At 41.7% G+C, this 25,914-nt stretch carries 20 protein-coding genes; 18 read left to right on the forward strand and 2 right to left on the reverse strand.

Annotated elements, in window-relative coordinates; translation table 11 throughout:
- Positions 1-33 precede the first annotated feature (33 nt).
- The 5 genes from QP420_RS03010 to QP420_RS03030 all read left to right on the forward strand — a co-directional run bounded on the left by QP420_RS03010 (position 34) and on the right by QP420_RS03030 (position 6,416).
- Positions 34-852: a hypothetical protein gene (locus QP420_RS03010; protein WP_481616500.1), complete on the forward strand. Its 819-nt coding sequence runs from the start codon at positions 34-36 to the stop codon at positions 850-852.
- On the forward strand, positions 839-3,649 hold the full coding sequence (locus tag QP420_RS03015; protein WP_481616501.1) for an HAD-IC family P-type ATPase: 2,811 nt from the start codon (positions 839-841) through the stop codon (positions 3,647-3,649). Before QP420_RS03010 ends, QP420_RS03015 begins: the two co-directional genes overlap by 14 nt.
- Positions 3,650-3,710: 61 nt before the next feature.
- Positions 3,711-5,210 carry an L-serine ammonia-lyase gene (locus QP420_RS03020; protein ID WP_481616502.1) on the forward strand — a complete coding sequence of 500 codons (1,500 nt, stop codon included), beginning with the start codon at positions 3,711-3,713 and terminating at the stop codon, positions 5,208-5,210.
- Between the two features lie 269 nt (positions 5,211-5,479).
- The gene (locus QP420_RS03025) at positions 5,480-5,887 is read left to right on the forward strand and encodes an FKBP-type peptidyl-prolyl cis-trans isomerase (protein ID WP_060787272.1); all 408 of its coding nucleotides are present in this window, start codon (positions 5,480-5,482) and stop codon (positions 5,885-5,887) included.
- Positions 5,888-5,936: 49 nt separating this feature from the next.
- Entirely contained in the window at positions 5,937-6,416 is a 480-nt protein-coding gene (locus QP420_RS03030) for a GreA/GreB family elongation factor (RefSeq protein ID WP_060787273.1), read from the forward strand.
- A 184-nt stretch (positions 6,417-6,600) separates the two neighbouring features.
- Here QP420_RS03030 and lexA read toward each other — a convergent pair whose 3' ends face one another.
- The gene (lexA, locus tag QP420_RS03035; RefSeq protein ID WP_060787274.1) at positions 6,601-7,323 is read right to left on the reverse strand and encodes a transcriptional repressor LexA; all 723 of its coding nucleotides are present in this window, start codon (positions 7,321-7,323) and stop codon (positions 6,601-6,603) included.
- Positions 7,324-7,482: 159 nt separating this feature from the next.
- Here lexA and QP420_RS03040 point away from each other — a divergent pair, with 159 nt between their 5' ends.
- A complete protein-coding gene (locus tag QP420_RS03040) occupies positions 7,483-7,845 on the forward strand; it encodes a LysM peptidoglycan-binding domain-containing protein (RefSeq protein ID WP_415689029.1) in 363 nt (120 codons plus the stop codon).
- A 293-nt stretch (positions 7,846-8,138) separates the two neighbouring features.
- Positions 8,139-8,585: a transcriptional regulator NrdR gene (gene nrdR, locus QP420_RS03045; protein ID WP_060787276.1), complete on the forward strand. Its 447-nt coding sequence runs from the start codon at positions 8,139-8,141 to the stop codon at positions 8,583-8,585.
- A 227-nt stretch (positions 8,586-8,812) separates the two neighbouring features.
- On the opposite strand, the gene QP420_RS03050 is transcribed toward nrdR, so the two are convergent.
- Positions 8,813-11,089 (reverse strand): HelD family protein, encoded by a 2,277-nt coding sequence (locus tag QP420_RS03050; RefSeq protein WP_415695672.1) that lies wholly within the window; start codon positions 11,087-11,089, stop codon positions 8,813-8,815.
- 198 nt (positions 11,090-11,287) lie between these two features.
- Between QP420_RS03050 and mraZ the strand changes: the two genes are divergently transcribed.
- The 11 genes from mraZ to murC all read left to right on the forward strand — a co-directional run bounded on the left by mraZ (position 11,288) and on the right by murC (position 25,907).
- Entirely contained in the window at positions 11,288-12,070 is a 783-nt protein-coding gene (gene mraZ, locus QP420_RS03055; RefSeq protein ID WP_060787278.1) for a division/cell wall cluster transcriptional repressor MraZ, read from the forward strand.
- Positions 12,067-13,137 (forward strand): 16S rRNA (cytosine(1402)-N(4))-methyltransferase RsmH, encoded by a 1,071-nt coding sequence (gene rsmH / locus QP420_RS03060; RefSeq protein WP_481616503.1) that lies wholly within the window; start codon positions 12,067-12,069, stop codon positions 13,135-13,137. The genes mraZ and rsmH overlap by 4 nt, the downstream gene beginning before the upstream one ends.
- On the forward strand, positions 13,137-13,811 hold the full coding sequence (locus QP420_RS03065) for a hypothetical protein (RefSeq protein WP_481616504.1): 675 nt from the start codon (positions 13,137-13,139) through the stop codon (positions 13,809-13,811). The genes rsmH and QP420_RS03065 overlap by 1 nt, the downstream gene beginning before the upstream one ends.
- Positions 13,811-15,862 carry a peptidoglycan D,D-transpeptidase FtsI family protein gene (locus QP420_RS03070; RefSeq protein WP_481616539.1) on the forward strand — a complete coding sequence of 684 codons (2,052 nt, stop codon included), beginning with the start codon at positions 13,811-13,813 and terminating at the stop codon, positions 15,860-15,862. Before QP420_RS03065 ends, QP420_RS03070 begins: the two co-directional genes overlap by 1 nt.
- A 26-nt stretch (positions 15,863-15,888) precedes the next feature.
- On the forward strand, positions 15,889-17,100 hold the full coding sequence (locus tag QP420_RS03075) for a UDP-N-acetylmuramyl peptide synthase (RefSeq protein ID WP_481616505.1): 1,212 nt from the start codon (positions 15,889-15,891) through the stop codon (positions 17,098-17,100).
- A 49-nt stretch (positions 17,101-17,149) separates the two neighbouring features.
- Positions 17,150-18,919, forward strand: coding sequence for a UDP-N-acetylmuramoyl-tripeptide--D-alanyl-D-alanine ligase (locus QP420_RS03080; protein WP_481616506.1), 1,770 nt, complete (start codon positions 17,150-17,152; stop codon positions 18,917-18,919).
- Positions 18,916-20,019: a phospho-N-acetylmuramoyl-pentapeptide-transferase gene (gene mraY, locus QP420_RS03085; RefSeq protein ID WP_060787283.1), complete on the forward strand. Its 1,104-nt coding sequence runs from the start codon at positions 18,916-18,918 to the stop codon at positions 20,017-20,019. The genes QP420_RS03080 and mraY overlap by 4 nt, the downstream gene beginning before the upstream one ends.
- A gap of 70 nt (positions 20,020-20,089) precedes the next feature.
- Positions 20,090-21,658 carry a UDP-N-acetylmuramoyl-L-alanine--D-glutamate ligase gene (gene murD, locus QP420_RS03090; RefSeq protein WP_415695677.1) on the forward strand — a complete coding sequence of 523 codons (1,569 nt, stop codon included), beginning with the start codon at positions 20,090-20,092 and terminating at the stop codon, positions 21,656-21,658.
- Positions 21,651-23,027 (forward strand): FtsW/RodA/SpoVE family cell cycle protein, encoded by a 1,377-nt coding sequence (locus QP420_RS03095; RefSeq protein ID WP_481616507.1) that lies wholly within the window; start codon positions 21,651-21,653, stop codon positions 23,025-23,027. The genes murD and QP420_RS03095 overlap by 8 nt, the downstream gene beginning before the upstream one ends.
- Before the next feature lie 146 nt (positions 23,028-23,173).
- The gene (locus tag QP420_RS03100; protein ID WP_481616508.1) at positions 23,174-24,412 is read left to right on the forward strand and encodes a UDP-N-acetylglucosamine--N-acetylmuramyl-(pentapeptide) pyrophosphoryl-undecaprenol N-acetylglucosamine transferase; all 1,239 of its coding nucleotides are present in this window, start codon (positions 23,174-23,176) and stop codon (positions 24,410-24,412) included.
- The gene (gene murC, locus QP420_RS03105) at positions 24,402-25,907 is read left to right on the forward strand and encodes a UDP-N-acetylmuramate--L-alanine ligase (RefSeq protein ID WP_481616509.1); all 1,506 of its coding nucleotides are present in this window, start codon (positions 24,402-24,404) and stop codon (positions 25,905-25,907) included. The genes QP420_RS03100 and murC overlap by 11 nt, the downstream gene beginning before the upstream one ends.
- Positions 25,908-25,914: the final 7 nt, after the last annotated feature.

A 25,914-nucleotide genomic window follows, 5' to 3' on the forward strand; every position in this document is an offset into this window, starting at 1 on the left:
GCGTGAGCGTGTGTAATCGTGGCGTGCGTAGGTATGCGTGCATTTAGTGGTGTTTTGCGCAAAAGCAATCGTAGCAATCGTAGTAATCGTATTGTTTTTGCGCTCGCATCCATGTTGGTTATTTTCTTGCTTGCATCGCTAAGTGCTTGCACGCCTAAAAATCAAGCTGTTGGAGACACTGGTCGTTCGGACGATATTGTTCACGACGGAATCGACGTAGAAGACATAAAGTTGTTTATAGTCGGTTCAAGGCAGGCGGCGCTCGATTCTAAGCTCTTGCATCTGTGTGAGAAATTTGGTTTAAAAGCATCGTACGCATCAATCGCAGACGTTAAGAATGCCAATTTTGCCTCGCAAGAGGCCGTTAAAGATGCGTCAAATCAGCCTGTTTCTATGATTTTGATTAACAACATTAATGTTGATGGCGTAGACCGCGTTGATTCTAGCGCTAAGAGCAATGCTGGTGGAGCGCATGTTGATTTACAGGCGCGCAAAGCTTGGGTTGATGCGCTTAAATATGCGCGTTCTGCGGGGATTCCTGTTGCGCTTGTTAATCCAAAAAATCCACCTAAAGATTGTTCTTTGTTTGCGGCAAAACTCTATATTCTTAAGGATTTAGACGGTCAGGATTTGTTTGATTTTGGTTTAATCAAGGGTGATTTGAAGGGTGATTCTAAGGCCGCTTTTAATGGCGATTTTAGAAATCATTTAAGCTGTGTTGAAAAGAGTTGCCAGAAAAGTCATATAAAAAATTGTGGGAAGATTCAGCATTCTAGTCTTCTAAAAATCGTTCAATCGGTAATTGACAATACGCCTCATGGTAGGGATGTGGTTATAAATGACAAAGGTTAGTGCAGGCGCGCAGGTTTTGCAAGAGGAGCAGGTTGTGCCAGAGGATCAGGTTGTGCAAGAGGATCAGGTTGTGCAAGAGGATCAGGTTGTGCAAGGCGCAAAAGACTCTCCAGATTTGCCAGAAGTTAGCGAATCGGGTTTAACTCAAAGTGAAGTTTCCGCTGCCGTAGAACAAGGATTTGTAAACGTTACAGAAAATCGTACTTCTAGGTCAGTGCTTTCAATTGTGCGCGCAAACGTTTTTACGCTTTTTAATGCAATTATCTTTGCGGCAATGGTTGTTGTTCTTGCCACTGGCTCTTGGAAAGACGCGGTTTTTGGCTTTGTAATTCTTATTAACACAGGTATTGGCGTTGTTACGGAGCTACGCGCAAAGCGCACGCTTGATCGCCTTTCGATTCTTGTTGCTTCTCGTTCTATTGTTCGGCGAGGCGGCCAAAACGTTTATGTTGATCATAGCTGTATTGTTCTTGGTGATTTGTTGTGGGTTCGTGCTGGCGACCAGGTTCCTGCGGACGCTAAGGTTGTTGAGTCTTGGGGCTTGGAGATGGACGAGTCCATGCTTACTGGCGAGTCTGTAACTGTTCGTAAAGCTGCGGACGACTTTGTTTATTCTGGGTCTACAGCGGTTTCTGGTGTTGCTTTAATGCGCGTTACGGCTGTAGGTGCTAATAGTTATGCAGCTAAACTTGCGGCGCAAGCAAAGGTTTATACTAAAACAATTTCCGATTTGAGTCGTGGAATCAACACGATTTTAAAGTGGATGACTATTGTTGTTGTTCCTCTTTGTGTTTTGCTTGTTTGGTCACAGATTAACAAGGTTGGCGGTTTTGCTGAGTCTTGGCAGACTGGGCAGTGGAGGAGTGCTGTTGTTTCTGCTGTTGCTGGCGTTGTTGGCATGATTCCAGAAGGTCTTGTTCTTTTAACTTCGCTTAATTTTGCTGTTGCTGCAATGCGTCTTGCTCGTAAAAAAACACTTGTTCAGGAGCTTGAGTCTGTTGAGACTTTAGCTCGAGTGGATTGCCTTAATTTAGATAAAACAGGCACTATTACAGATGGCGGAATCGCGTTTGTTGGTGTTGATGTGATTGACAATTCGATTGACGATTCAATTGACGAAGCTTTTGTAAAAAGTAAAAGCGGCGATTCTTCCAGCGTGGCGGCTGCTAGCGACTATAGTCATGCTGTAAATCAGGCTTTGTTTGATTTGTCTAACGAAGAAAATCCAAATGCTACGGGTCTTGCCATTATGGAAGGCCTTAAAGATCAAGGTGCTTGCGTTGCGTCGAATGTTAACGCTCGCTTGCCATTTTCTTCCGCAAGAAAGTGGAGTGCAATTCGCTATGAGCTAAAAGACGGCAGTTTTGAAACATGGTATATGGGTGCTCCAGAGGTTTTGGCAACTGCGATTTGCGCTGACTGTTCTTTAGAAGATGGCGATTCTACTTGCAATAATTGCCATTTAACGGAGCCTTTCAAGCGTATTTTGCATCGAGTAAACGAATATGCACAGCAGGGCAATCGTGTTCTTCTTCTAGCGGTTGCTACAGGCAAGTCTGTGGTTTCTGGCTCTGTGGTTTCTGGCGATTCTTGTGATGCAACTTTTTCTAGCTCGCCAAAAGTGTCCACAAGTGCTCGCCCTGTTGCACTAGTTCGTTGCTCGGAGAAAATCCGCACCGATGCTCGCCAAACTCTTGAATGGTTTAGGCAGCAAGGTGTTAGATGTCGCGTGATTTCTGGCGATAATCCAACAACTGTTGCAGCTGTTGCCGAAAAAGTTGGTCTAACTGGTGATTCAAAGCCCGTTTCAATGGACGCAAGGCAGCTGCCTAAAGATATAAATCAGCTTGCCGAGGTTCTTGAAAACGTTGATGTTCTTGGGCGCGTTTTGCCTGATCAAAAGAAGTTAATCGTTCAAGCTCTACATTCCAAGGGTCACGTTGTTGCTATGACTGGTGATGGTGTGAACGACACTCTTGCGCTTAAGGAAGCAGACTTAGGCGTAGCAATGGGTAATGCTGCTCCAGCCGCTAAGGCAGTTGCGCAAGTTGTGCTTGTTGATTCTCGTTTTTCTCATCTTCCAGACGTTGTTGCTAAGGGTCGCCAAGTTATGGCAAATATGGAGCGTGTTGCAGGCCTGTTTCTTGTTAAAACCGTATATTCTGCACTTATTTCAGCAGGTGTGGTTTTACTCGGTCTGCATTTTCCATATTTACCTCGCCACATAACCTATATCGGTTCGTTAACCATTGGTATTCCAGCGTTTTTGCTTGCTTTGGCTCCTAATACAAGACGTTATATTCCTGGATTCTTGCATCGTGTTGTTAGATTTGCGCTTCCAAATGGCATTGCTGTTGCCGTATCTGTTTTGGCTGTTTCCATTTTTGCTCCTTTAATGCTTTCGCGTGGACTTGATTCCTCTAGCGTTAGTGCTTCTAGCATAATTGTTGAATCTGTTTACACCATTGGTCTAACTCGCAGTATTTGCGCTGTTACAGTTTTTGTGCTGGGTGTTGCAGTTTTGGCTACTGTTTCTAGGCCACTTGCTTCTTGGCGTGGAATTATGGTTCTGTGTTTTGCTGCTGCTGGCGTTATTGGCGCGTTTATACCATTTGTTGCGCGTTTCTTTGATTTGCATGTTCCTATAAGCGGAAATGCAATGTTTGTTATGATTTGTGCCATATTATTCGCTTTCGTTATATGGTTGATTTTGCATCTGATTAGTCATCTAGTTGAAAATTGGATTTATAGCGCAAACGATGATATTGCTTTACGCTCGGATTTAAGCAACGATTAGTGCAGCGTGTCGCAACCTTAACAATTGTGTTTACAATAGATATGTGTTCAGTATTTTAGAAATGTTTTCGGTTGGTGTAGGTCCTAGTTCTTCGCATACGGTTGGGCCTATGCGCGCGGCGAATGCCTTTGTAACCTCTTTGCAAAAGAGTGGGAAGCTTAACAATGTTTCTCGTGTGCGCGTTACATTGTATGGTTCTTTGTCTCTTACTGGATTGGGGCATGGTACAGATCGAGCATCCGTTGCAGGTCTTGAAGGTAATCTTCCAGACGATGTTGATACAGAACACATGATGACTATCCGCGAAGATTGCAAGAAAAGTGGAACTTTAACGCTTGCGCATAGTCATACTATTGCGTTTGACTACGATTCCGATGTTGTTTTTGAAAAGTGGAGGCGCATGGCTGCGCATCCTAATGGCATGCGGTTTGTTGCTTTGGACTCCTTTGGTAATACTGTTGACGAGCAAGTTTGGTATTCGATTGGCGGTGGATTTATTCGCAAAGGTAATGCAGACGATAAGATGATTGGTTTGCATGACCGCGTTGGTGAATCTGAAACAGAAAGTGAAGATTCTTCTAAAGACTCTTCTAAAAATGTTGAGTCTTCCACTATGCAATCTACTGATTCTTCTACTGATTCTTCCACTGATTCTTCTGTTCCATATCCTTTTACAACGTGCAAAGAACTTATTTCTATTTGCAAAAAAGAACATAAGAGCATAAGTAGCATTGTTTGGCAAAACGAGCTTGCTTTGCATAATGGCGATTCTGAATATGTTCGCTCCTATTTGCTGCGTGTTTGGAATGTGATGGGAGAGTGTGTTGAACACGGCTGTAACTCTAAGCAGCAGATTCTTCCAGGTGGACTTGATGTTCACAGACGCGCTCCACGCATGTATGAGCGTTTGTCCGCAAATTCCGACATTCTTAAGCAAGATCGCAGACGAGCAAACTGCGCTTTGGAAGCTTCTGATTCTGCGTGGGTAAATCTTTTTGCTCTTGCGGTAAGTGAAGAAAATGCTGGAGGTGGTCGTATTGTTACGGCTCCAACCAATGGATCCGCTGGCATTATTCCAGCAGTTTTGCAATACTATTGGCGTTTTGTAGACAGTGCTAGCGAAGAAGGCATTGTAAAGTTCCTTCTTGCTGCTGGTGCTATTGGTTACTTGTTTAAGCGCAATGCTTCTATTTCTGGCGCAGAAGTTGGTTGCCAGGGAGAAGTTGGTTCGGCGTGTTCTATGGCTGCCGCAGGCTTGTGTGAAGTTCTTGGTGGAAGCCCTGAGCAGGTTGAAAACGCTGCAGAAATCGGTATTGAGCATCATCTTGGTCTCACTTGTGATCCAGTTGGTGGTTTGGTTCAGATTCCTTGCATAGAGCGCAATGCTATGGCTGCAAACACGGCCATTAACGCTGTTAGAATGGCGCTTTTGGGTGATGGCTCTCATATTGTTAGCTTAGATAGCGCTATTAAAACAATGAAGGAAACTGGGCATGACATGATGTCTAAGTATCGCGAAACATCTAAAGGTGGTCTGGCTGTAAACGTTGTTGAATGCTAGTTTATAGCTTTTTATGTTTATAGTTATCTCATAATATTTTTCCTTTAAATGCTTGTATACTTGCTTGCATTATGTTTATGTAGGCGTTGTGTAATTTATATACGTATTGGAATAGGTAGCGGTTGAGTGCTAATCTAAAACACGCTATAAGATTGCATAACTGTTATAATATTCAAAGTTTTTAGTAAATAGTTTGTAGAGGTTAATGGTTGTTTGCAAGCATTTATATATGTTTGTAAGGGATTATAAGAGGTTATAAAGGAGGCAAAATGGTAAAGGATATGCCAGAAGTGGTTGCAGAGTTTGGTACTACGCCAACGGTGACGTTCCCATCGCTTGAGCCGCCAGCAGGGCTTAAGGTTGTTGAGTTGGTAGAGGGCAACGGACCTTTGGTTCGTGCTGGAGACACTGTTACTGTTAATTATCACGGTGTTGTTTGGGGAGCTAGCGAGCCTTTTGATTCTAGTTTTGCTCGTCATACTCCTGCCAGCTTTGGTATTGGTGTTGGTCAGGTTATTCAGGGATGGGATCGTACTGTTCCAGGTCATAATGTTGGTTCTCGCTTACTTGTTTCTATTCCACCTGAGTATGGTTATGGTTCGCGCGGGGTCCCTCAGGCTGGAATTGGCGGTTCGGACACCCTCGTTTTTGTGATTGATATTATTTCTACTCGCTAAATGCGTGTGGTTGATTTTATTCTTTGTTCTTTGTTAAGGAGATTGCAAAATGGCTGAAGAAAAAACAATTTTGTTGACTAAGGAAGCCTACGATAAGCTCAAGGAAGAATTAGCTCATCGCGAAGGTGAATATCGTGACGAAATCACCGAGCGTATTGCTGCTGCTCGCGCCGAAGGCGATTTGTCTGAAAACGGTGGCTATCAGGCTGCTCGTGAAGAGCAGGGCAAGAACGAGGGTCGTATTAATGAGCTTATTGTTAAGCTGCGCAATGCCAAAATCCTTGAGGCTCCAAAAGATGGTCTTGTTGGTAATGGTTCTGTTGTGACTCTAGATCTTGCTGGCCGAGAGATGACATATGTTCTTGGTTCACGTGATATTGCTGTTGCTACTGATTACGATGTTATTAGCCCAGAATCTCCGATTGGCGCTGCAATCATTGGTGCTAAAGCGGGTGATACTGTTAGCTACTCTGCTCCAAATGGTCGTCAGATTTCTGTAACCATTAAGGACTCTCATCCACTCGCCTAGGCAATAAAATGCATTAATAGGCAAGCGTCTTTGCTGTTATCTATCTATTTTCTCTAATCGCTGTGATTTAAAATCTTTATGATTTACAAATCACAGCGATTTTATTTATGCGTTTATTTGTGTCCGTTTAACAGTATCGCTCTTTAGTTGTTTTGATTGCTTAAATCTTTAAATCTCTAAATCTCTAAATTTTTCTTAAAATGGTAACAACTTTGCCCATTATCTTTGCGTGCGATCCGTCAATAGGGGAATACGCAGGGTTGTGAGGCATAAGCCAAACGTGACCATTTTCTTTTCTAAACGTCTTTACAGTTGCTTCGTTATCTAGTAGTGCAGCAACAATATCTCCATTTGTTGCTTCATTTTGTTCTCGCACAACAACATAATCGCCGTCGCAAATTGCTGCGTCAATCATTGAATCGCCATGTACTTCTAGCATGAATAAATTACCGCTTCCAGTAAGTCTTTCTGGTAAACGCATAACATCTTCAACATGTTGTTCGGCTGTTATAGGCGCTCCTGCTGCAATTCTCCCAACAAGAGGAACGTCGTGAGAGTTTATCAAAGACTCGCTGTTGTACATGCTTACATCAATGGCTGATTGTTTTGCAAGCAATTCTTGAGCTTTTTCTTTGTTCTTTTGTAGAAAATCTCCAATAACTTCAATTGCTCTACCTTTATTTGCACTTATTCGTATTAATCCTTTCATCTCAAGTGCTCGTAATTGGTGTTTTACGGAAGAAGGACTTCTTAAACCTACAGCTTCGCCTATTTCTCTAAAAGACGGTGGAAAACCGTGTTCTTCAAGACATTGTTGTATGGCATCCATGATTTTCCTCTGGCGATCCGTTAGTGATTCATTGTTGTGCGCCGCAGAATCGCTAAGCTCGTTTGGGTTGGTATTCATGGTGTCTCCTTTCGTTGTTTACAGTCTAATACACTTTTTCAAAAAAATCAAACATATGTTCGACACGCCGTTGCATATTTAGAACAAATGTGTCAAGATTGATACACCTGTTCGATAGAACAAATGTTCATATCAATATAAATGTAAGAAAGGGCAGTTATGTATAAGAACTTAAACGCTTCTAATAGCATTAACTATTCAAATGCAAATCGTGCCGTTTTGGCAAATAAGGTTTGCAGAAGGCGTAAAAATAAATTATTTATGCGTTTTATTGTTTTTGCTGTATTAACGTGCTTTGCGTGGTTTGTGTTTATGCCAAAGCCAGCTGTTTCAGCCGTGTCAAAGTCTTTTGTAACATACACAGTTCGTCCTGGAGATACATTGTGGAGTTATGCAAAATCTATAACAGATAAAAATGGCAATATTTCTGATTCTGTTGATTATCTTATGCAATTAAATAATCTAGATTCGCCAGATTTAGAAGTAGGGCAGTCTATACGCGTACCTTTTATCGACGATTAACTTGTTATTAAAAATATCATTAAAATATGGAGGATTACATGAGTTCAGATTATGAATATGATTCGTCAGATTTATTTACATTATGCTATGGCGATGAATCTGTGTGTTCTTATTGCGATGATTTAAGTACAGATTCGGTTGTTGTTATGAATGTATTTATATATCCGTCTATTAGGGTGTTTTTCAATAAATTTTATAAAATATACGAGGAAAAATATGAAAAAATTGATTTATTTATATAAAATATTGAAATATATATAACATATTAAATTAATTTTTAGTATGCTGTATATATGCATTGTCCTTTTTGTAAGAATTCCGATACTAAAGTTATCGATACGCGAATTAGTGAAGATGGGTATTCAATACGCCGTAGACGTGAATGCCAGAAGTGTGGACGTAGATTTACAACAGTAGAAACTACACAATTGCTTGTTATGAAACGTTCAGGTTCTATTGAACCGTTTGATAGAGCAAAGGTTGTTGCTGGTGTTGGAAAAGCTTGTCAAGGTCGGCCAATAGATTCTGAAGCATTAAAAACACTTGGAATGGAAGTTGAAGCTGATTTACGTGCTCGTGGATTAGCTCAGGTTACGTCCGAAGAAGTTGGAAAAGCAATATTAAAGCCATTGCGCGAGTTGGACGAAGTAGCATATCTTCGTTTTGCTAGCGTGTATCAGAATTTTACTGGCTTAGAAGATTTTAAACGTGCTATAGAAGATCTTAAGAAAAGTAAGTGATTAGTAATATTTGTGCATTGTGTGAATATTACAAAACAAGTACATGTTATTGAGTATTTGAGTTTATGTGAATATTTGTTCACCATTATGCTGGTGAATTATTGAGTCTTGATTAAATGTAGTTATATATGTGAGCAATAACCTGATTTGTTTGACCCGTTTAAAGGGTCAAACAAATAACAAGGTTGTTAATGGTTAGGTTTACTCAATACTGCACTCTACAATTTTTACTCCGAAAAATCAGCGTCGTCTTGTGTGCGCAAGATAACAAGACGCTGTGTTGGTCTTGTCATAGCAACGTATAAGTTAGCGGCTGCGCTAAGCCTAGATGCAGCTTCTTGCTCTATAGCAGAAGGTTGCATTAGTATTACCGCATCGTATTCCAATCCCTTAACGTCTTCTGCAGTGCAAACACTAATTTGGCTATCGTCAAAGCTTTGCTGAATTATGCGAGTATATTCCTTAGTTGAAAGATTTTTGCTAAGAGTATTTTTAACTATATTGTTTGCGTTGGCTATTAATTCTTGAGGAACAATAATTGCTACTCGTCCACTACCATCTTCGGAAACAAATTCGTTAAATAAATCAATGCAATATTTAGAAAGCGTATTATCAAGTTCATTTTGATTTTGAACTGTTTGCTTAATAAGCGAATCTGGAACAGATCTAACGGCGTTAACTGTTGAAATGTATAAGCCAGAATTATCTGCCACTTTTCCTGCAGCTTCGGAAACTTCTTTAGGATTGCGGTAGTTGATTGTTAGCTCATAAAGATCCCAGTTCTCGTTTCCAAATAATGAGCTCATATTTTTTTGCCAACGGTGTGTACCACCTAAAGAGGAGGTTTGTGCAACATCGCCAACAATAGTAAATGATCGTGAAGGGCACCTGCGGATTAGCATTCGCCAGTCCATTGCAGTAAGCTCTTGTGCTTCATCTACCACAACATGACCATAAGTCCACTCTCTATCTGATGCAGCAAGATTAGCCACCATGTTTGCATCGTTGCCTTGAATGTTTTCAATAAGCATATCTGCGGTAACAATGCCATTGCCTATTCCGTTTTGTGCAAGAGTATCAGAAGCATATTGTTGCTCTTCAAGCTTTTTGCGAGCATTAGCAGCGTTTTGTGCTTCAATCTTTGGGTCTGGTCCTAAAAGTTCCATAGCTTCGTCAAGCAGTGGAATATCGGATTTAGTTAGAGGACTTCCTTTTGGTCTAATTAATGCATGAATATCATTTTCGCTTAACCAAGGAGCATATATGCGAAGCTGTTCGGGTTTAGAAAAAAGTTGGTCTATAAGCCAATTAGCATTCATAGGAAGCCAAGCAAGATTCAAAGTTATTTTGAGCTTGTTTTCCATCCTAAGTTGCGATGTAATGTCGGATATTTCGGCTTGGGAAGGGACGTAATCAAGTTGTTCCAGATACCTGTTTCTAAGCGAACTTATTACTGACTTTACAAATGTTTTACGAGCCTGGTTGTGAGGCTGGTGTGTGCGCTGAGCGTCTAATTGTGCAAGCTCAATATCTTCTTTTTTGAGCTGTACAGCAAAACCGTTTATGCGTAATGTTGGCAAATCTTTAGGAACACGTATTCTTGCGCATATAGCGTTTTGAATAACGTTTTTCATACGGTACATTCCCTTAAGTTTTGCTGCATGTGCAGTATCTTCTGCATCTGCACGAACGTTTGGAATTAAATCCGCTATAGTTCTGCTAACAACACCAGTTTCTCCCAAAGATGGCAAAACTTGGTCTATGTACCTTAAGAATGCAGAGCTTGGTCCTACAATCAAAACTCCTGATCTTTCAAGCTTTCTGCGGTGTGTATATAACAAGTATGCTGCTCTATGCAATGCAACAGCAGTTTTGCCTGTGCCAGGGCCGCCTTGAACAACAATTGTACGGTCTAGAGGAGCGCGAATAATGCGGTCTTGTTCAGCCTGAATAGTTGCAACAATATCCGTCATTTTTCCAGTTCTACGAGAACCTAAAGAAGCAAGTAATGCACCTTCGCCAGTAAGTGTTCCTTGTTTAGACGCTTTGTTTACTTCGTCGGAATGAATGTCTAGAATCTCGTCTTCAACGCCCACAACTTCTCGGAATTTAAGAGTTATGTGTCTGCGCATAACAATGTTTCCGTGATTAGAAGGAGTTGCCTCGTAGAATGGTCGAGCAGCCTCTGCTCTCCAGTCGGTTAAGATTGGGTCGTGATTTTCACTTAGCAAACCGATTCTGCCAATATAGCGTCTTACGCCTTCACAATCGTCTAGGCGACCAAACACAAGTCTATCTTCTACAGCTCTAAGTTGCGTTAAACGATCTTCGTACATTGTTGCAAAAGAATCTCGTTCTGTTCGCTGAGTTGGCGATCCGTGTGAGCCTGCAGCGCGTACAGAATCAAGTCTTGCACGGATTGTTGAACGCAAGTTATCTAAGCGCTCATAAGCGCAATCAACCGCTTGTTGTTCTTCGCTGAGTTGTGAGGAGTACGTAGACATTTGTGTCCGTTCTTCTTAAAAGTTGTGCTAAAACCAGGCGTTTAAGTATACCTCGAGGCTAATACACGTTGCATGTTTCCAATTTTTGCTAAAAAAATATTATTTTTTTACAAAAAGTGGGGATTTTTGGTGAGAAATGGGGTAAAATGGTGAATGATGTGCAAGTGGCATATTGCATGTTGAAAAGGATGTGGATTTATGGCTCGTAATAATGCTGGCGCAAATGCGCAAGATAAAGCCAATTCCTCCTTTAAGCATGCTCAAAATACATCTGCTTCCGATTCTCAAAATATGGCTCAAGCTAATGCACAAGAAGCGCATATGCCAATGCAAAATTCTCAAGCATATGCTCAGCCTTATTACGTGATGCAGCAGGTTCCTCCTATGTATCAATCGCAGCAGATGCCTGTTATACAGCCTGTTATGCAGCCTGTTATGCAGCCTCAAGCTACGTCTTCGGCTTTTACATCCACTCCTTTGCCGCAAAACGCAGTTTTTGATGCTAATGGTTTGCAAACTCAGGCTAATAATCAGGTAAAGAATCCAGTTCTTCTTGGCACCTATTCGCCAAAAATAGATGCCAAAGGTCGTGTGGCTTTGCCAGCAAAATTTAGATCCCAATTAGGTGATGGTTTTGTTATGGCTCGCGGCCAAGAACGCTGCGTTTATGTTCTTCCAATGCAAGAGTTTGAGCGTATTACAACTCAAATCCAGCGCACATCTATGAGCAATAAGTCGGCACGAGATTACCTACGAGTTTTTCTTTCTGGTGCTGTAGATCAAGAGCCAGATAAGCAGGGTCGTATAGTAGTGCCTCCAATGCTAAGAGATTATGCCAATCTTGGAGATGAGATTGTTGTAATAGGCGTTGGAACTCGTGCAGAAATATGGAATAAATCCGCTTGGAATAATTACCTTGCAGATAAAGAGCAAGACTATGCGGATATTGCGAATGACGTTCTTCCGGCGGTGGCACAATGAAAGATCTATCTACAATTCATGCGCCAGTTTTATTGGAAGATTGCGTAAATCTTGTTTCTCCAGCGCTAGAACATAAAGATTCTATTGTTGTTGACTGCACTCTTGGTCTTGCTGGCCATGCAACAGCTTTTCTTAAAGCAGCTCCACTGGCAACTCTTGTTGGAATAGATAGAGATAGTGAGGCTCTTGGCTTAGCAACAAAAAGGATGCAAGATGAAGGATTGAATAATCATTTTATTCCAGTTCATGCTGCATTCGACGAAGTTGACAAAGTTTTGGAAGATTTAGAAATTGATAAAATCGATGCAGCGTTTATGGATTTAGGTCTTTCCAGTTTGCAAATAGACGAAGCGGATAGGGGATTCTCCTATTCCCATAACACAGCCTTAGATATGCGAATGGATACAACTCAGAGTGTTACTGCTGCAACCATTCTTGCTACCTATAGTGCATCTAGTCTGGCTGAAATATTTCGTGAGTACGGTCAAGAACGTTTTTCTGGTCCGATTGCAAGAAAAATAGTGCAAGTTAGGCAAGAGAACCCAATAGTAACATCTGGTCAGTTGGTTGACCTAGTTGATCAGGTTATTCCGCGTGCTCATCGTGCGCCAGGAAATCCTGCTAAACGAGTTTTTCAGGCTCTTAGAATCGAAGTTAATGGGGAGTTGGATAAACTTTCTAGAACTTTACCAAAGCTTGCTTTGCGCTTAAATAACGGCGGCAGGATTGTTGTTGAATCCTATCATTCTTTGGAAGATATTACAGTTAAGCGCTTTATGAATAAGGGATTAGAAGTAGACGTTCCAGCAAATATGCCTATTGTTCCGCAAAGTGCCCAGCCTTTCTTTAAGTCTTTAACTCGTGGAGCTATTAAGGCATCTAAAGAAGAAATTGCAAATAATACAAGGTCTTCTTCTGTTCGCTTGAGGGCAGTGGAGCTTATTAGAGATATTCCAGATAGGTGGATCAAAGATTTTACAGCTATTGCTCAAGGAGAAGATACGTCTTTGCAACATTCTTCTACTAAGTCAAATGGCGTAAATCGTAGCAAAGGAGGCAGGTTCTAATGGATAAGCCACTTAAAAACCGTGCTTCTAGAATTGCAGCATCTTTTGCAGCGTCTTCTGCACCTGCAGGCCGAGTGAACGAGAAAATTTCTGGTGATTCAAGACAAAATCGCGTTTCTAAGTCGATTCCGCTAGTGTTTAGCGCCTCGGATCGCAGGTCTTATGCTGTAATGAATCATTTGCACAAGGTTATAGCGTGGAGCAACACGCGTAAAGCTCCTCTTTTTAACCTAATCATTGTTGTTATGTTCCTTGTTGTTACGCCTACTACATCTCTGTTGCTTCGCACAAAAATGGCAGAGATTTCTTTTGAACAAGCTGCAACTCAAGCCAATATTTCCAGGCTTCGTCAAGACGTAGAGACTGCTCAAACAAAGTTGGATGCTTTAGAAGCAGATCTTCCAACAAAAGCACAAGATATGGGAATGCTTCCGCAGCAAGGTGCAATAACTGTTGACTTAAGTGATTATGCCAATAAAAAGAAGGCAGAAAAAGCAGCTATTGAAGCTCAAAAAGCTAAAAATCGTGATCAAGCTAAAAATCGTGATCAAGCTAAGCAAGAAAAAGCTAAGCAAGAAAAGGCTAAGCCAAATCAGCCTAAGCCAAATCAAGCTAAGCAAGATCCTAAAAAAACCAACCACCAGCCAGAACAAAAAAATAAGGAGAAACATTGATGAACCGCCTAATCAAGCAACGTTTCGCCAAATACTCAGGCAAAATGAAAACAGTATTGTATTATGCCAAATTAGCTGGCAAAAAGTTGCGCTGCATCAAAAATAGCGTAAGAAAAGTCAGAAAGAGTAGGCTCAACATAAGCGGATTGTATAATTCGTATACTAATAATGCTGTTCGCTCTGTTGCGCGCTCTACTGCACGTTCTGGCATGCGTTCTGGCACTCAAACCAGCGTAATTCGCAACACTGTTTTTGCAAAAAAGTGCATTGGTGTTGCAATCATATTTGCGATTATTGCATCTTTAGCAATAGTAAAGCTTAGTTTTATACAGTTGATTAATGCACGTTCTACTGCTCAGGCGGCGCAGGCAGAACGTAGTAGGACTCGTCCAATACTCGCTCGTAGAGGGCGTATTTTGGACGCAAATGGTGCTGTTTTGGCTCAGAGTGTTGAAAGATATAACATAATTGCAGACCCAATGAATGCTCAGTCCTTTAAACCAACTCCTTGCACAAAGCAAACTGCTGGGAATTGCCATGCAATTAATGGCAAAGACGTTGAAGGAACGGGCGCTGTTGCTGTAGCACGTCTCTTGGCTCCTATTTTGCATATGAGTTCTGTTGAAATTGGCGGAAAAATTGCAGGTGTAGGGCGTTATGCTGTTATAAAAAGAAACGTTAAGCCTTCTGTTAAGCGTGCAATAGATAAGCTTAATCTTTCTGGGTGTGTTTATGCAGAAAATAGCAGTGAGCGCGTATATTCAAGTGGTCCTATTTTGGGCGCTTTGATTGGCTCTGTTAAAGACGCAGAAGAAAGCAGCCGAAAAGAAGCTAAGGGCAGAAGAGGTGAAGTTGGTGAATCTGGCTTGGAGCTTTCTCAAGACAAAGTTTTAACTGGTAAAGATGGTTACCAAAAATATCAGGGAAATAACGTTGGAAATGAGAAAATTCCTGGAACGGTAAGTGAATATAAAGAGGCTGTAAACGGTAACGACATAAAGCTAACTATTGATAGCGATGTAGATTGGTACGTTAAGAAGGTTCTTCTAGACGGTATGAATAAGTACAAAGCTGGATGGGGCGTTGCTGTTGTTCAAGATATTCGCACTGGAGAAATTGTTGCTCTAGAAGATAGCGATAATATTAAAGCTGGTTCTGCCGAAGCTAGGGCATCTGTTTCTAAAGCTGTTAGCCAGGTATTTGAGCCAGGCTCCATTGGTAAAGTATTCTCAGTTGCTGGAATGCTTCAAACTGGAGCACGCCAGCTAACGGATAAGTTTGCTGTTCCTGGAAGCATTGAAAAGCAAGGTCAACTTTTCCATGATGCTCACAGCCACGGTGTTATGAAGCTTACTTTAGCAGGCATTTTAAAGGAATCTTCTAATGTTGGCATGATTATGGCTGGCGAAAAGTATCCAAATAACAAGCGTTATGAATTCTTGTCTAAGTTTGGAATTGGGCAATTAACTGGCCTTGATTTGCAAGGAGAATCCCAAGGTTTGTTCCCGAGTGTTCAAGCGTGGGATGGTCGTAAGCAAAATACTGTTTTGTTTGGTCAGGGATATGCAACAAATGCTTTGCAAATCACCAATGCTATTTCAACAATCGCTAATAAGGGCGTAAGGCTTAAGCAATCGATTATAAAGTCTGTAATCGACCCACACGGTAGAGTTACTGAGCGCAAGAGGCCACAAGGCACTCGCGTTTTAGATGAACACGTTGCCGATCAAATGTTAAATGCCATGGAATCCACGGCAGAATATTACAGTAACTACATATCTGTTAACGGATATCGTATTGCTGCAAAGAGTGGTACTGCAGAAGTTGCTGGATTTGGTGGAGCGCTTAGCTCTATTGTTGCAGACTGCGCGGCAATATTGCCTGTCGATAACCCTCGTTTTGCAATAACAGTTGCATTAAGCAATCCAGAAGGCACATTCGGCGTTTTCGCAGCAGCTCCTCTTATAAAGACAATAGGCGAGTTCTTAATGCAAAAGTACAACGTTCCAGTATCGACTCCTCGCAGCAACCCTATTCCTTTACAATGGTGATACATAGTGAACGGGCGGGTGCAAGTATGAATGCTGTTGATGAATTTTCTAGAACAAGAGTGACCCTTGGTTTTGCTGCAGAACAATACGGTTTTGAGGTAATACCATCTTTTGCTTCTGGAATAACAATTACATCGCTTGTATGCGATGTTAGAAACGTTAGGCCTGGGTGTCTTTTTGTTCCTGCAAATCGTGTAGATAAAAGACAGTTGGAAGCTGCTAGAGACGCTGGTGCGTACGCAGCAATGGTTCCTCCAGAGTTTCGAAGCGAAGCTATGAGCGTTGGTATTCCGTTACTTGTTTCTTCCAACAATCCAGTTACTTTGGGCAAACTTGCTTGCGATGTTAACAATGATCCATCTTCTTTTATAGCCACTTTCGCGGTTGCTGGAGATGACGATGACGAAGTTTACGCAAACGTTATAAGGTTAGCGGATTTTCTTCACATGCTTGGCAATCCAGTTGGTGTTATAAGCGCTGCTGGATCTAACTCTCTTCAGCGTGATTTAGATTTGGAATATCCGCTTGGAATAGTAGATATTCAACACAATTTATCGGTGTGTGTAGAAGACGGAGCTGCCGCCGTTGTTATAGCATTAAATTCTGCAACGCTTAAAAAAGATGCCTTGCAGTCTACAAACATTGATGTTCTTGGTGTTGAAAGTAACAATGCTCTTGCCATGTCTGGAAGTCTTGATTTATATAAGTCCGATTCATTAAAAACAGATGTGATTGAGATTGACAAAAAATCGGATGCTACTGGTGATGCTGCTTTCGATTCTTTGGCGGCTGCTAATTCTTCGGCGTCTTTCGATTCTTCTAATGCAAAAGACGAGTCGCAAGCAGGCGGCACATTAAATAAGCAATCCGAAGAGTCTGCTAAGCAAAACCAATTGCAAAAAGAATCCAAAGAATCAACAGGATCAATAGAATCAACAGAATCGCTTAGCTATAGTAGCCAAAGCGATGACTCTCAAATTGACGAATTAAGCATAAATTCTGCGCGCCCTGTAATGAGTTTTTATACTTTGCAGCAAAGATACGGCTTCTTAAGTCATGAAAGATCCTATTGTGTTATGCGGTCTAAAGAATCGGATGAATTAGCTGCATTAGCAGACCAAATAGGCGGCAGAGATGTGAGTAGGCATCTTTCGCTCTCAATTGCAATGGTTCTTGCTGCTGGAGTTAGAAGAGGAACCATTAAAAGTGCGTTGCGAGTGTCTCACGAATTAAAATAGAAACCAAAATGTTTAAGAGCAAATAATGTTTTCAACAAAGCAAAATAGTATGCAAAACAAAATTACGGAAAATGTTTCAGCGCAAGCAAGTTTGCGTATGATGCCTATGAGCATTAAAGAAGTGGCAGATGCGGTTAATGCAACCGAGCTTCTATGTGATTCTGCAAGTTGTGATTCTGCACATTCTGATTCGGTAAACAGCAATGACACTGTTATTTGTGCTACAAGCGATTCTCGCAACGTTTCTTGCGGTGCGGTATTTGTTGCTATAAAAGGTGAACGCGTTGACGGTCATGATTTTGTGCAAAAAGCAGCGCAGCTTGGAGCTAAAGCGGCGATTGTAGAACACGCTGTTTTGCTCGATAAAAGTGTGCAGAACAAAATTGCTCAAATTGTTGTTAAAAATTCGGTTGAAGCACTTGGACTTTTAGCAAAGCACAATCTGGTGCGCCGCCGCGCGTTAAACACGCCTTTTAGCGTTATTGGTATAACGGGTTCCGTTGGAAAAACAACAACAAAAGACATGCTTAATGCTCTTCTTTCAACGCTTGGAAACACGGTTGCGCCAGTTGGGTCATTTAATAACGAAATTGGATTGCCGTTAACTTCTTTGCATGTAAACGAGAATACGCGATTCCTTATTGCAGAGATGGGTGCAAATCATGTTGGTGAGATTTCAATGCTCACAACTATTGCGCCTCCAGATTTATCGGTTGTGTTAAAAGTTGGTGTTGCTCATTTGGGCGAGTTTGGCTCCGTAGAAAAAATTGCTCAGGCTAAGAGTGAGATTGTTAGGGGGCTTTTGCCGCACGGAGTGGCAATTTTAAATGCTGATGATTTTCGCGTTGCGGCAATGAGTGAGCTTGCCGATAAAGATAAAATCCGCTGGTTTGGATTGAATGTTAATAATAATGGCAATTTTGATGCAGCGAATAATGAGAATTATCAGTTACATGCACAAGATATTTCTTTAGATGAAAGTGGTTGTGCACAATTTTCGATTATCGAAAACAAAAACAGTCAGACTTGCGCAAACAATCAGATTCGCGAAAACAGTGCCAGTGTGCATCTTGCGCTTCCTGGAGCGCACAACGTTATGAATGCATTAGCTGCTGCGAATGTTGCAAGATATTTTGGTATGAGTCTTAAAAACATTGCTTTAGTTTTGAATAAAGTTTCGCATATTAGCCCGCATCGCATGCAGATTTCTGTTATTTGCAAAGATGATAAAAAATTTACACTTATTGACGATTCCTTTAACGCAAATCCAGATTCTATGAAAGCTGGAATTGACGGATTATGCTCTTACGAATCCGCTCAGTCCGCTCAGTCCGCTCAGTCCGCACATTCTGCTGATTCCGCATGCACTAAGCTTTTTAGAATCGCAGTTTTAGGCTCAATGTTGGAACTTGGGTCTAATGAAAATAAAATGCATGAATCTATTGGCGAATACGTTGCAAAACGCAATATTGATGCAATAATTACGGTTGGGTCAACTTTAAGCGAAAAGTTAGATGAGTTAGCTTCTTGTATAGCTAAAGGTGCTAAAGATAATTGGCAAAATAGAGATAATCATCAAAATAAAACTGATGATTCTAATTGTGATTCTAATTGTGATTCTAAAAACAGTGTGTATTTTGTGCATGATTGCTCTGAGGCAAATAACATTGTTTGGAGTCTTGTGGCCGAGCATCCTAGTACTGTTGTGTTACTAAAGGGGTCTCACGCTTCGGGACTAAGTGCTTTGGCTGAAAGTTGGGCTAAACTTAGCAATGGCTCTAGCAATGGTCTTAACAAACATACGGAGGTTAACCTGTGATTGCGCTTATTGTGGGAATAGTGGTGTCGCTAATAGTGACGATTGTTGGCACACCGCTTTTAATCCGCCTAGTACACCGCCTAAATTACGGACAATACATTCGTCAAGACGGTCCACAATCTCACTTAGTTAAGCGCGGAACACCTACTATGGGTGGTGTTGTTATAAACCTCGCTGTTGTAGTTGGATGGGCTGCCTCCGCACTTTACAGGTATTTTTCCGTTGGTAGAACGCCGTCTTGGTCTGCTGTTCTTGTTCTTTTTGCCATGCTTTCAATGGGTTTTCTTGGCTTTATTGATGATTTTGCAAAGGTAAGGAAAAAGCAGAATCTTGGTCTTTCTGTGCGCGCAAAGCTGTTTGGTCAGGTTATTTTTGCAAGCATTTACGCTGTTTTAGCTCTTATGCTTCCAACTCAGTCTGGTATTGCAAGCGCTCAGCCTGGCATGAGTTTTATAGAAAAACCATTCTTTGATTTTTCAATGTTTGGCAGAGTAGCTGGAATCGTAATTTTTATTGTTTGGGTAAACTTTTTAATGGCTGCGTGGTCTAATGCAGTAAATCTTACAGACGGATTAGATGGCCTTGCTGCTGGATCCTCTATGATTGCTTTTGCGGGATATGCTTTGATTGCTTTTTGGGAGAGTTATCACGTTAAAGGCGGTGGCCATTTTGGATTCTCTTATGCCGTTTCGGATCCGCTTGATTTAACCATTATCTCCGTTTGCGCAGCCGTTGCCTGCTTTGGGTTCTTGTGGTACAACTCAAATCCTGCTCAGGTGTTTATGGGAGACACTGGGTCTTTGGCTTTAGGTGGTCTTTTTGCCGCGCTTTCAATCGCCACTCACACGGAGTTTTTGGCTGTTATTTTAGGCGGGCTATTTGTTATGGAAACCTGCAGTGACGTAATCCAAGTTGGATGCTTTAAAATGACACATAAACGAGTGTTTAAAATGGCTCCAATCCATCACCATTTTGAGCTTGTTGGATGGGCAGAAGGCAAGGTTGTTGTTCGTTTTTGGATGATTGAGCTTATGTTTGTTCTATCCGCGTTGATGACATTCTATGCGGATTGGGCAGGTCGTTCTGGACTCTTGATTTAGCAGGTTCACCGATTAATAATGGCTATACAATTGCTATACCTATACAATTGCGATTAGTAAGGGTGATTATATGAGCAGCGTTGCAAATGATTTATGCAAGGAGTTCTCTTTACACACTGAATTCCCGTTCCATAATGTTCTTGTAGCAGGATTAGGTGTTTCTGGTATAGGTGCCATGGAAGTACTTAAAACTGTTGGAGCTAACGCGATTAGCGCAGACGAACGCAAGGCGGAAGCTCAAATCCACGATTTTTCCAAAATCGACTGGACCAAGATTGATGCTGTTGTAACATCGCCAGTTTTTAACCCTAGAACACCTTTTATTTTAGAGGCTCAAAAGCGCAATATTCCAGTTATTAGTGAGGTAGAACTTGCATGGCTTGTGCGCGTAAAGTCGCTTAAAACAAGTCTTCCAGCCGCATGGATTGGAATTACTGGAACAAATGGCAAAACTTCTACAACCGAAATGACATCTCAGATGCTTACTGCTTGCGGTCTAGATGCTCCTGCTGTTGGCAATATTGGCAAGTCGGTTTCCCATGCTGCGCTAGAAAAAGAGCACGATGCATTATGCGTTGAATTAAGCTCTTTCCAGCTACATTTTACGGATTCCTTAGAGTTAGATTGTGCTGCGATCACTAACATTGCGGCCGATCATTTAGACTGGCATGGCGGAATCGAAGCCTACGCAAAAGATAAGTCTAAAGTTTTTAATGGCGTTAAAAAAGCGCTTGTGTACAATGCTCAAGATTCACGCGTTAGCGAATTAGCAAAGATTGCACAAGTTAAAGATGGTTGCAAAAAAATTGGTTTTACGCTTTGCGCTCCAAAATCTGGAGAAATAGGCGTTGAAGATGGTTGGATTGTAGACAAAAGTGGCGTTGCTGGTGCAAAAGTTGGCGAAGCAAACAAAATAGTGGCGTTAAATGAACTAAAGCATTTATGTGAGCCAGATGGAAGCGTGTATCCGCATCTTCTTGCAGATGCATTAACTGCGTTAGCGCTAACTCTTGGCTTAAAACAAGACGTTGAAAATGCAGTTAAGGCATTGCGTAACTTTGCTCCAGGAGGGCATAGGATTCAAACAGTAGCTACTTTAAACGCTGAAGATAATCTTCCAGACCACGCGATTCGTTTTGTGGACGATTCAAAAGCAACTAATGCTCATGCTGCTGCCGCCTCTATTTCTAGTTTTGGTAAAAAATCCGTTATTTGGATTGCTGGAGGCCTTGCAAAGGGCGGTCATTTTGAAGATTTAGTTAAGCAAAATCGCAATATTATTAAGGCTGCTGTTGTTATTGGTTTAGATCAAAATCCAATTGTTCAGGCTCTTAACGCTCAGGGGCAAGATATTCCTGTAACAATTGTTTCCGCAAACGGCGAAAGCTATGAGTCTTTTGATTATGCAAATGATTCTGTTGTTAACAAAGCTCAGAATTCGCCAATTTCTAACGCTGATTCCTCGCTGGGGCAAAAAGTCATTTCTACAGCTGTTCAAGCTGCTGGAAGGTACGCGCAGCCTGGAGATGTTGTTCTTTTAGCGCCAGCATGCGCCTCTATGGATCAGTTTGTTTCTTATGCAGATCGTGGAAATCGTTTTGCTAAAGAATCTGAGCAGTGGGTTAAGTGCCATGAATGAGAACAATAGAAAAGATGGCTCATCTAACAATAAGCCTGCAAAAAAGCTTAGAAGACGCATTTTGGGCACAAAGTCTTTTGGCACAAAGTCTTCTGCCGCAAAGCCATCCGCAGCTAAAACCAATAATTCCGACAGTTTTTCTAGTGTTCAAGATTCTCTTAGCGAGAATGCCAAGGCTTTTAAGCAATATGTTGGTATTCGCAGTATTTTCAACCCATTGTGGTGCCTTTTTGGACTAAGAATATCCGTTGTAATATTAACCGTTTTTGGCTTATTTATGGTGTTTTCAAGCTCTTCGGTAACAATGATTACTTATGGAGCTGGCCCTTGGGGTTCTGGAATAAGCCAGCTGATTTATTGCATTATTGGCCTTATTGGATATTTGGTTTTTTCGCATTTACCAGTCGATTTCTATAAAAGTAAGATTATTGTAATTTACGCAATATCGGTTTTTATGCAATTTTTGACTTTTGTACCAGGCATTAGGCACGAGGTTAATGGCAATGCTAGCTGGATTAAAATAGGCCCGTTTACAATGCAGCCAGCAGAAATCACAAAGCTTGCTATATGCATTTGGCTACCAATGGCACTTATTCTTGCAAAAAAGGCATATAAGCGTGTTGCTATGCGAGCCTATATTCCAACTGTTGCAGCTCTAGGTGTTTCGGTTCTTTTAGTTGTTGCAGGCAAGGATCTTGGTACCGCTCTTATTATTTTGCTAATTGCTATTGTTGCGTTTTATGTAGGCGGATTCCCTACAAAATGGCTTGTTGTGGCTCTTATAACGGCGTGTGCTGCGGTTTTGCTGCTTGTTGTTACTAGCCAAAATCGTATGCGTCGTATTCTTGCCACTATTCAGGGTTGCGATGCAAAGTCAATTAGAGGCGTTTGCTTCCAGGCGATTCACGCACAATATGCAATGGCTTCTGGCGGAATCATGGGCGTTGGCATAGGCAATTCTAGGGAAAAGTGGAATTATTTGCCGTATGCTCACAACGATTTTATTTTTGCAATCATTGGCGAAGAAATGGGATTTGTTGTTGCTTCTTGTGTGATTCTTCTTTATATTGTGATTGGCTGGTGCCTGTTAACTTCTGCTTTGCAGTCAACAAATAAGCTTGTTTCAATATCTCTTATTAGCATTGCCACTTGGATTGTTGGTCAAGGCTTAATAAATATTTTGGTTGTTGTTCAGCTTTTGCCAGTTATGGGCGTTCCTATGCCGTTTGTTTCCGCAGGCGGATCTTCGCTTGTTATGTGTCTTCTTGCAATGGGCGTTGCGGATAGTTTTATTAAGAGTAATCCAAATATAAAATTTGGTAATAAATGGACATTCAAGCGCGCCAAATCGAAAGCAAGCGGACGTTAATTTGTAGGAAAGCTTGGTGTGAAATCCGCTTTTTGCAAAAATTTTAGTTAAAACTGAATCAATTGTTAGGTAATATATTAAAGTTTTAAATTAGACTTGTTCTGATTGGGATTTCTGATTGGGATTTTTAAGTAAGCAGATTGTAGGTGACTAAATTGGTGCAAGATAAAGACAGCAATTCTTTGCATGTTGTTCTAGCAGGCGGGGGCACTGCTGGTCACGTTAATCCTCTTCTTTCCGTAGCAGCCGCACTAAAAGATTTAGATAAGTCGATAGAAATTAGCGTTGTTGGCACTAATGCTGGCTTAGAAAAAACTCTGGTTCCTAAAGCAGGACTGCCGCTAGACGTTATTGAAAAAGTTCCATTCCCTAGAAAACCTAATCTTTACATGCTTAAGTTTCCTTTTAAGTGGATTGTAGAAACGCGCAAGGTTGCCAATATTCTTGAGCAAAGGCATGCAGATATTGTTGTTGGATTTGGCGGCTACGCGTCTGCGCCAGTTTATGCACAAGCTCACAAAATGCATTTGCCTATTGTGATTCATGAGCAAAATGCCCGCGCAGGAATGGCAAATAAGCTTGGTGCGCGTTGGGCAAGCATGATTGGTTGCGTTTACAATAACACTGGTTTGCGCGCAAAAATGGCGCCTAATGGCAGTGCGTCTAATGGCAAGGCTTTAAGGGTTGGTCTTCCTCTTAGAAAATCCATATCGGATTTATGTGCAAAGATTACTCAAGACATTGATTTAGCTAGACTTGAAGGCGCTAAGCATCTTGGATTAGACCCAAGTAGGCCGATTGTTCTTGTAACTGGCGGGTCTTTGGGTGCTAAAAGCATTAACGAAGCTGTATCTATGGCCGCTGGCGATTTACTCAAATGTGCGCAAATCATTCATCTTACGGGTAACGGAAAATCTAAAGAGGTTAAAGATAATGTTTCGCGCTCGGCTGGTCTTAATCAAATAAACGACATTAAGCCAGAACATGCAGGACTTGGTGATTATCATATTTGTGAATATTTAGAGCGAATCGATTGGGCTTTTGCTTGCGCCGACTTGGTGATTTGCCGATCGGGAGCTGGAACTGTTGCAGAAGTTTCGGCGATTGGTGTTCCAGCAATCTACGTGCCGCTTCCAATTGGAAACGGAGAGCAGCGCTTTAACGCTCAGCCTGTTGCAGACGCAGGTGGAGCGATTATTGTAAACGACTGCGATTTTAACGATGACTGGATTCGCGCAAACGCGTTGGAATTGCTTAATAACCCAGACGAGCTTTGCCAAATGCGCGAAAAGGCTTGGAAATATGGCATTCGCAATGCTGCAAGCGTAATGGCGGAGCATATTCTTAAAATTGCAAAAGAAAGCAAAAATAATCATGGAAATTAATATGAACCCTATGCGCTCAGCGTTTGGAGCAAATCAGACTATATCTTCTTTAGGTTCTGTGCATTTTATTGGCATTGGCGGCGCTGGAATGAGCGTTTTAGCCGAGATGCTACACGAGCAGGGCGTTAGCGTAAGTGGCTGCGATAGCAAAGAAAGTGACCACACAACACGCCTAGAAGAACTTGGTGTAAATGTGCAGATTGGTCAAAGTGCAAGTCACGTAAAAAATGCAGATGTTCTTGTGTATTCTAGCGCTATTAAGCCAAGCAACCCCGAAGTAGTGGCGGCCGCCGAAAATGGCGTAAAACTTGTTCATAGAAGTGACATCTTATCTTTACTTTTAAGCGCTAAAAAAGGCGTGACTGTTGCTGGAGCGCATGGTAAAACTACAACAAGCTCTCTTTTGGCTCATATTTTAAAAGTTTGTGGCAAAGGCGATTTAGCAGACCCAAGCTATGCGATTGGCGGTTCGATTCAAGCGCAAGGCGGCGGCGAGGTTGACGGAGGCCACGCTGGGCGCGGAAGCGTTATGGTTGCAGAGGCAGACGAATCCGACGGCAGCTTTGAAAAATACAACCCATATATTGCGATTGTTACAAACGTAGAAGCGGATCACCTAGACCACTACAAGAACGCGCAAAATTATCGCGCAGCGTTTGTTGAACATTTAAGCCACGCTCTTGGATACATTGTGATTTGCGCAGACGATGATGGCGCTCGCGCTGTTTTAGAGGATTTAAGCGATGATTCTCTTAAAAAAACAATCGCCTACGCAAGTAGCAAGAACAGTGTTTCTTGCCTAAGCAACAGGGTAAAAAGCTTTGTAAAATTTGCGTTTATTAATCACGAAAGCGAAAAGACGGGTAGTGGTAGCGAGTCGTTTGTTATTGATTTTAATGGCGATTCTACAAACGTTAGTCTTATGATTCCAGGCCTGCACAATGCCAGAAATGCGTGTGCTGCGATTATTGCTGCAACGCTTTTGGGAATGGATTCAAAAGATGCTGCATCTGGCGCTTCTAGCTTCCTAGGCGCTTCTAGAAGATTTGACATTCGCGGATGCGTTGGCGGAGTAACGGTTGTGGATGATTACGCGCATCACCCTACAGAGATTGACGCCCTTTTGCGTGCTGCAAGAAGAAGATACCCAGATTCTACGATTCGCGTGCTTTTCCAGCCGCATCTGTTTTCTAGAACGCGCTCTTTTGCGCACGAATTTGCTTCTGCTCTATCTCTTGCAGACGATGTTATTGTTACTGGTATTTTTCCAGCGCGAGAAAAGCAAGAAGATTTTCCAAATATTCACGCTTCGACTATTGTTAACGCAGCCAAAGAATGCGGACTTAATTGCAATATTGAAGCTGTAGAAGATATGAATGATGGTGCTTTGTTGCTTGCACGTAGAGCGAATAGTGGGGATGTGCTGTTTACTGTTGGTGCTGGAAGTATTACTGCTATGACGTCTGTTATGCTAGAAGAGTTGCGCTCAAAATAGTGTGTAA

This window comes from Bifidobacterium sp. UMB1197, assembly GCF_030217745.1.
In the GTDB taxonomy this organism is placed as follows: domain Bacteria; phylum Actinomycetota; class Actinomycetes; order Actinomycetales; family Bifidobacteriaceae; genus Bifidobacterium; species Bifidobacterium vaginale_B.

What these genes read in the sequence shown, in the direction of transcription:
- nrdR (WP_060787276.1), top strand. Translation starts at nt 8,139, where the DNA reads ATGCATTGTCCTTTTTGTAAGAATTCCGATACTAAAGTTATCGATACG.
- murD (WP_415695677.1), top strand. Translation starts at nt 20,090, where the DNA reads ATGAGCAGCGTTGCAAATGATTTATGCAAGGAGTTCTCTTTACACACT.
- QP420_RS03025 (WP_060787272.1), top strand. Translation starts at nt 5,480, where the DNA reads ATGGTAAAGGATATGCCAGAAGTGGTTGCAGAGTTTGGTACTACGCCA.
- mraZ (WP_060787278.1), top strand. Translation starts at nt 11,288, where the DNA reads ATGGCTCGTAATAATGCTGGCGCAAATGCGCAAGATAAAGCCAATTCC.
- rsmH (WP_481616503.1), top strand. Translation starts at nt 12,067, where the DNA reads ATGAAAGATCTATCTACAATTCATGCGCCAGTTTTATTGGAAGATTGC.
- lexA (WP_060787274.1), bottom strand. Translation starts at nt 7,323, where the DNA reads ATGAATACCAACCCAAACGAGCTTAGCGATTCTGCGGCGCACAACAAT.
- QP420_RS03095 (WP_481616507.1), top strand. Translation starts at nt 21,651, where the DNA reads ATGAATGAGAACAATAGAAAAGATGGCTCATCTAACAATAAGCCTGCA.
- QP420_RS03075 (WP_481616505.1), top strand. Translation starts at nt 15,889, where the DNA reads ATGAATGCTGTTGATGAATTTTCTAGAACAAGAGTGACCCTTGGTTTT.
- QP420_RS03080 (WP_481616506.1), top strand. Translation starts at nt 17,150, where the DNA reads ATGCAAAACAAAATTACGGAAAATGTTTCAGCGCAAGCAAGTTTGCGT.
- QP420_RS03030 (WP_060787273.1), top strand. Translation starts at nt 5,937, where the DNA reads ATGGCTGAAGAAAAAACAATTTTGTTGACTAAGGAAGCCTACGATAAG.
- QP420_RS03065 (WP_481616504.1), top strand. Translation starts at nt 13,137, where the DNA reads ATGGATAAGCCACTTAAAAACCGTGCTTCTAGAATTGCAGCATCTTTT.
- QP420_RS03050 (WP_415695672.1), bottom strand. Translation starts at nt 11,089, where the DNA reads ATGTCTACGTACTCCTCACAACTCAGCGAAGAACAACAAGCGGTTGAT.
- QP420_RS03015 (WP_481616501.1), top strand. Translation starts at nt 839, where the DNA reads ATGACAAAGGTTAGTGCAGGCGCGCAGGTTTTGCAAGAGGAGCAGGTT.
- QP420_RS03040 (WP_415689029.1), top strand. Translation starts at nt 7,483, where the DNA reads ATGTATAAGAACTTAAACGCTTCTAATAGCATTAACTATTCAAATGCA.
- QP420_RS03070 (WP_481616539.1), top strand. Translation starts at nt 13,811, where the DNA reads ATGAACCGCCTAATCAAGCAACGTTTCGCCAAATACTCAGGCAAAATG.
- murC (WP_481616509.1), top strand. Translation starts at nt 24,402, where the DNA reads ATGGAAATTAATATGAACCCTATGCGCTCAGCGTTTGGAGCAAATCAG.
- QP420_RS03020 (WP_481616502.1), top strand. Translation starts at nt 3,711, where the DNA reads ATGTTTTCGGTTGGTGTAGGTCCTAGTTCTTCGCATACGGTTGGGCCT.
- QP420_RS03010 (WP_481616500.1), top strand. Translation starts at nt 34, where the DNA reads ATGCGTGCATTTAGTGGTGTTTTGCGCAAAAGCAATCGTAGCAATCGT.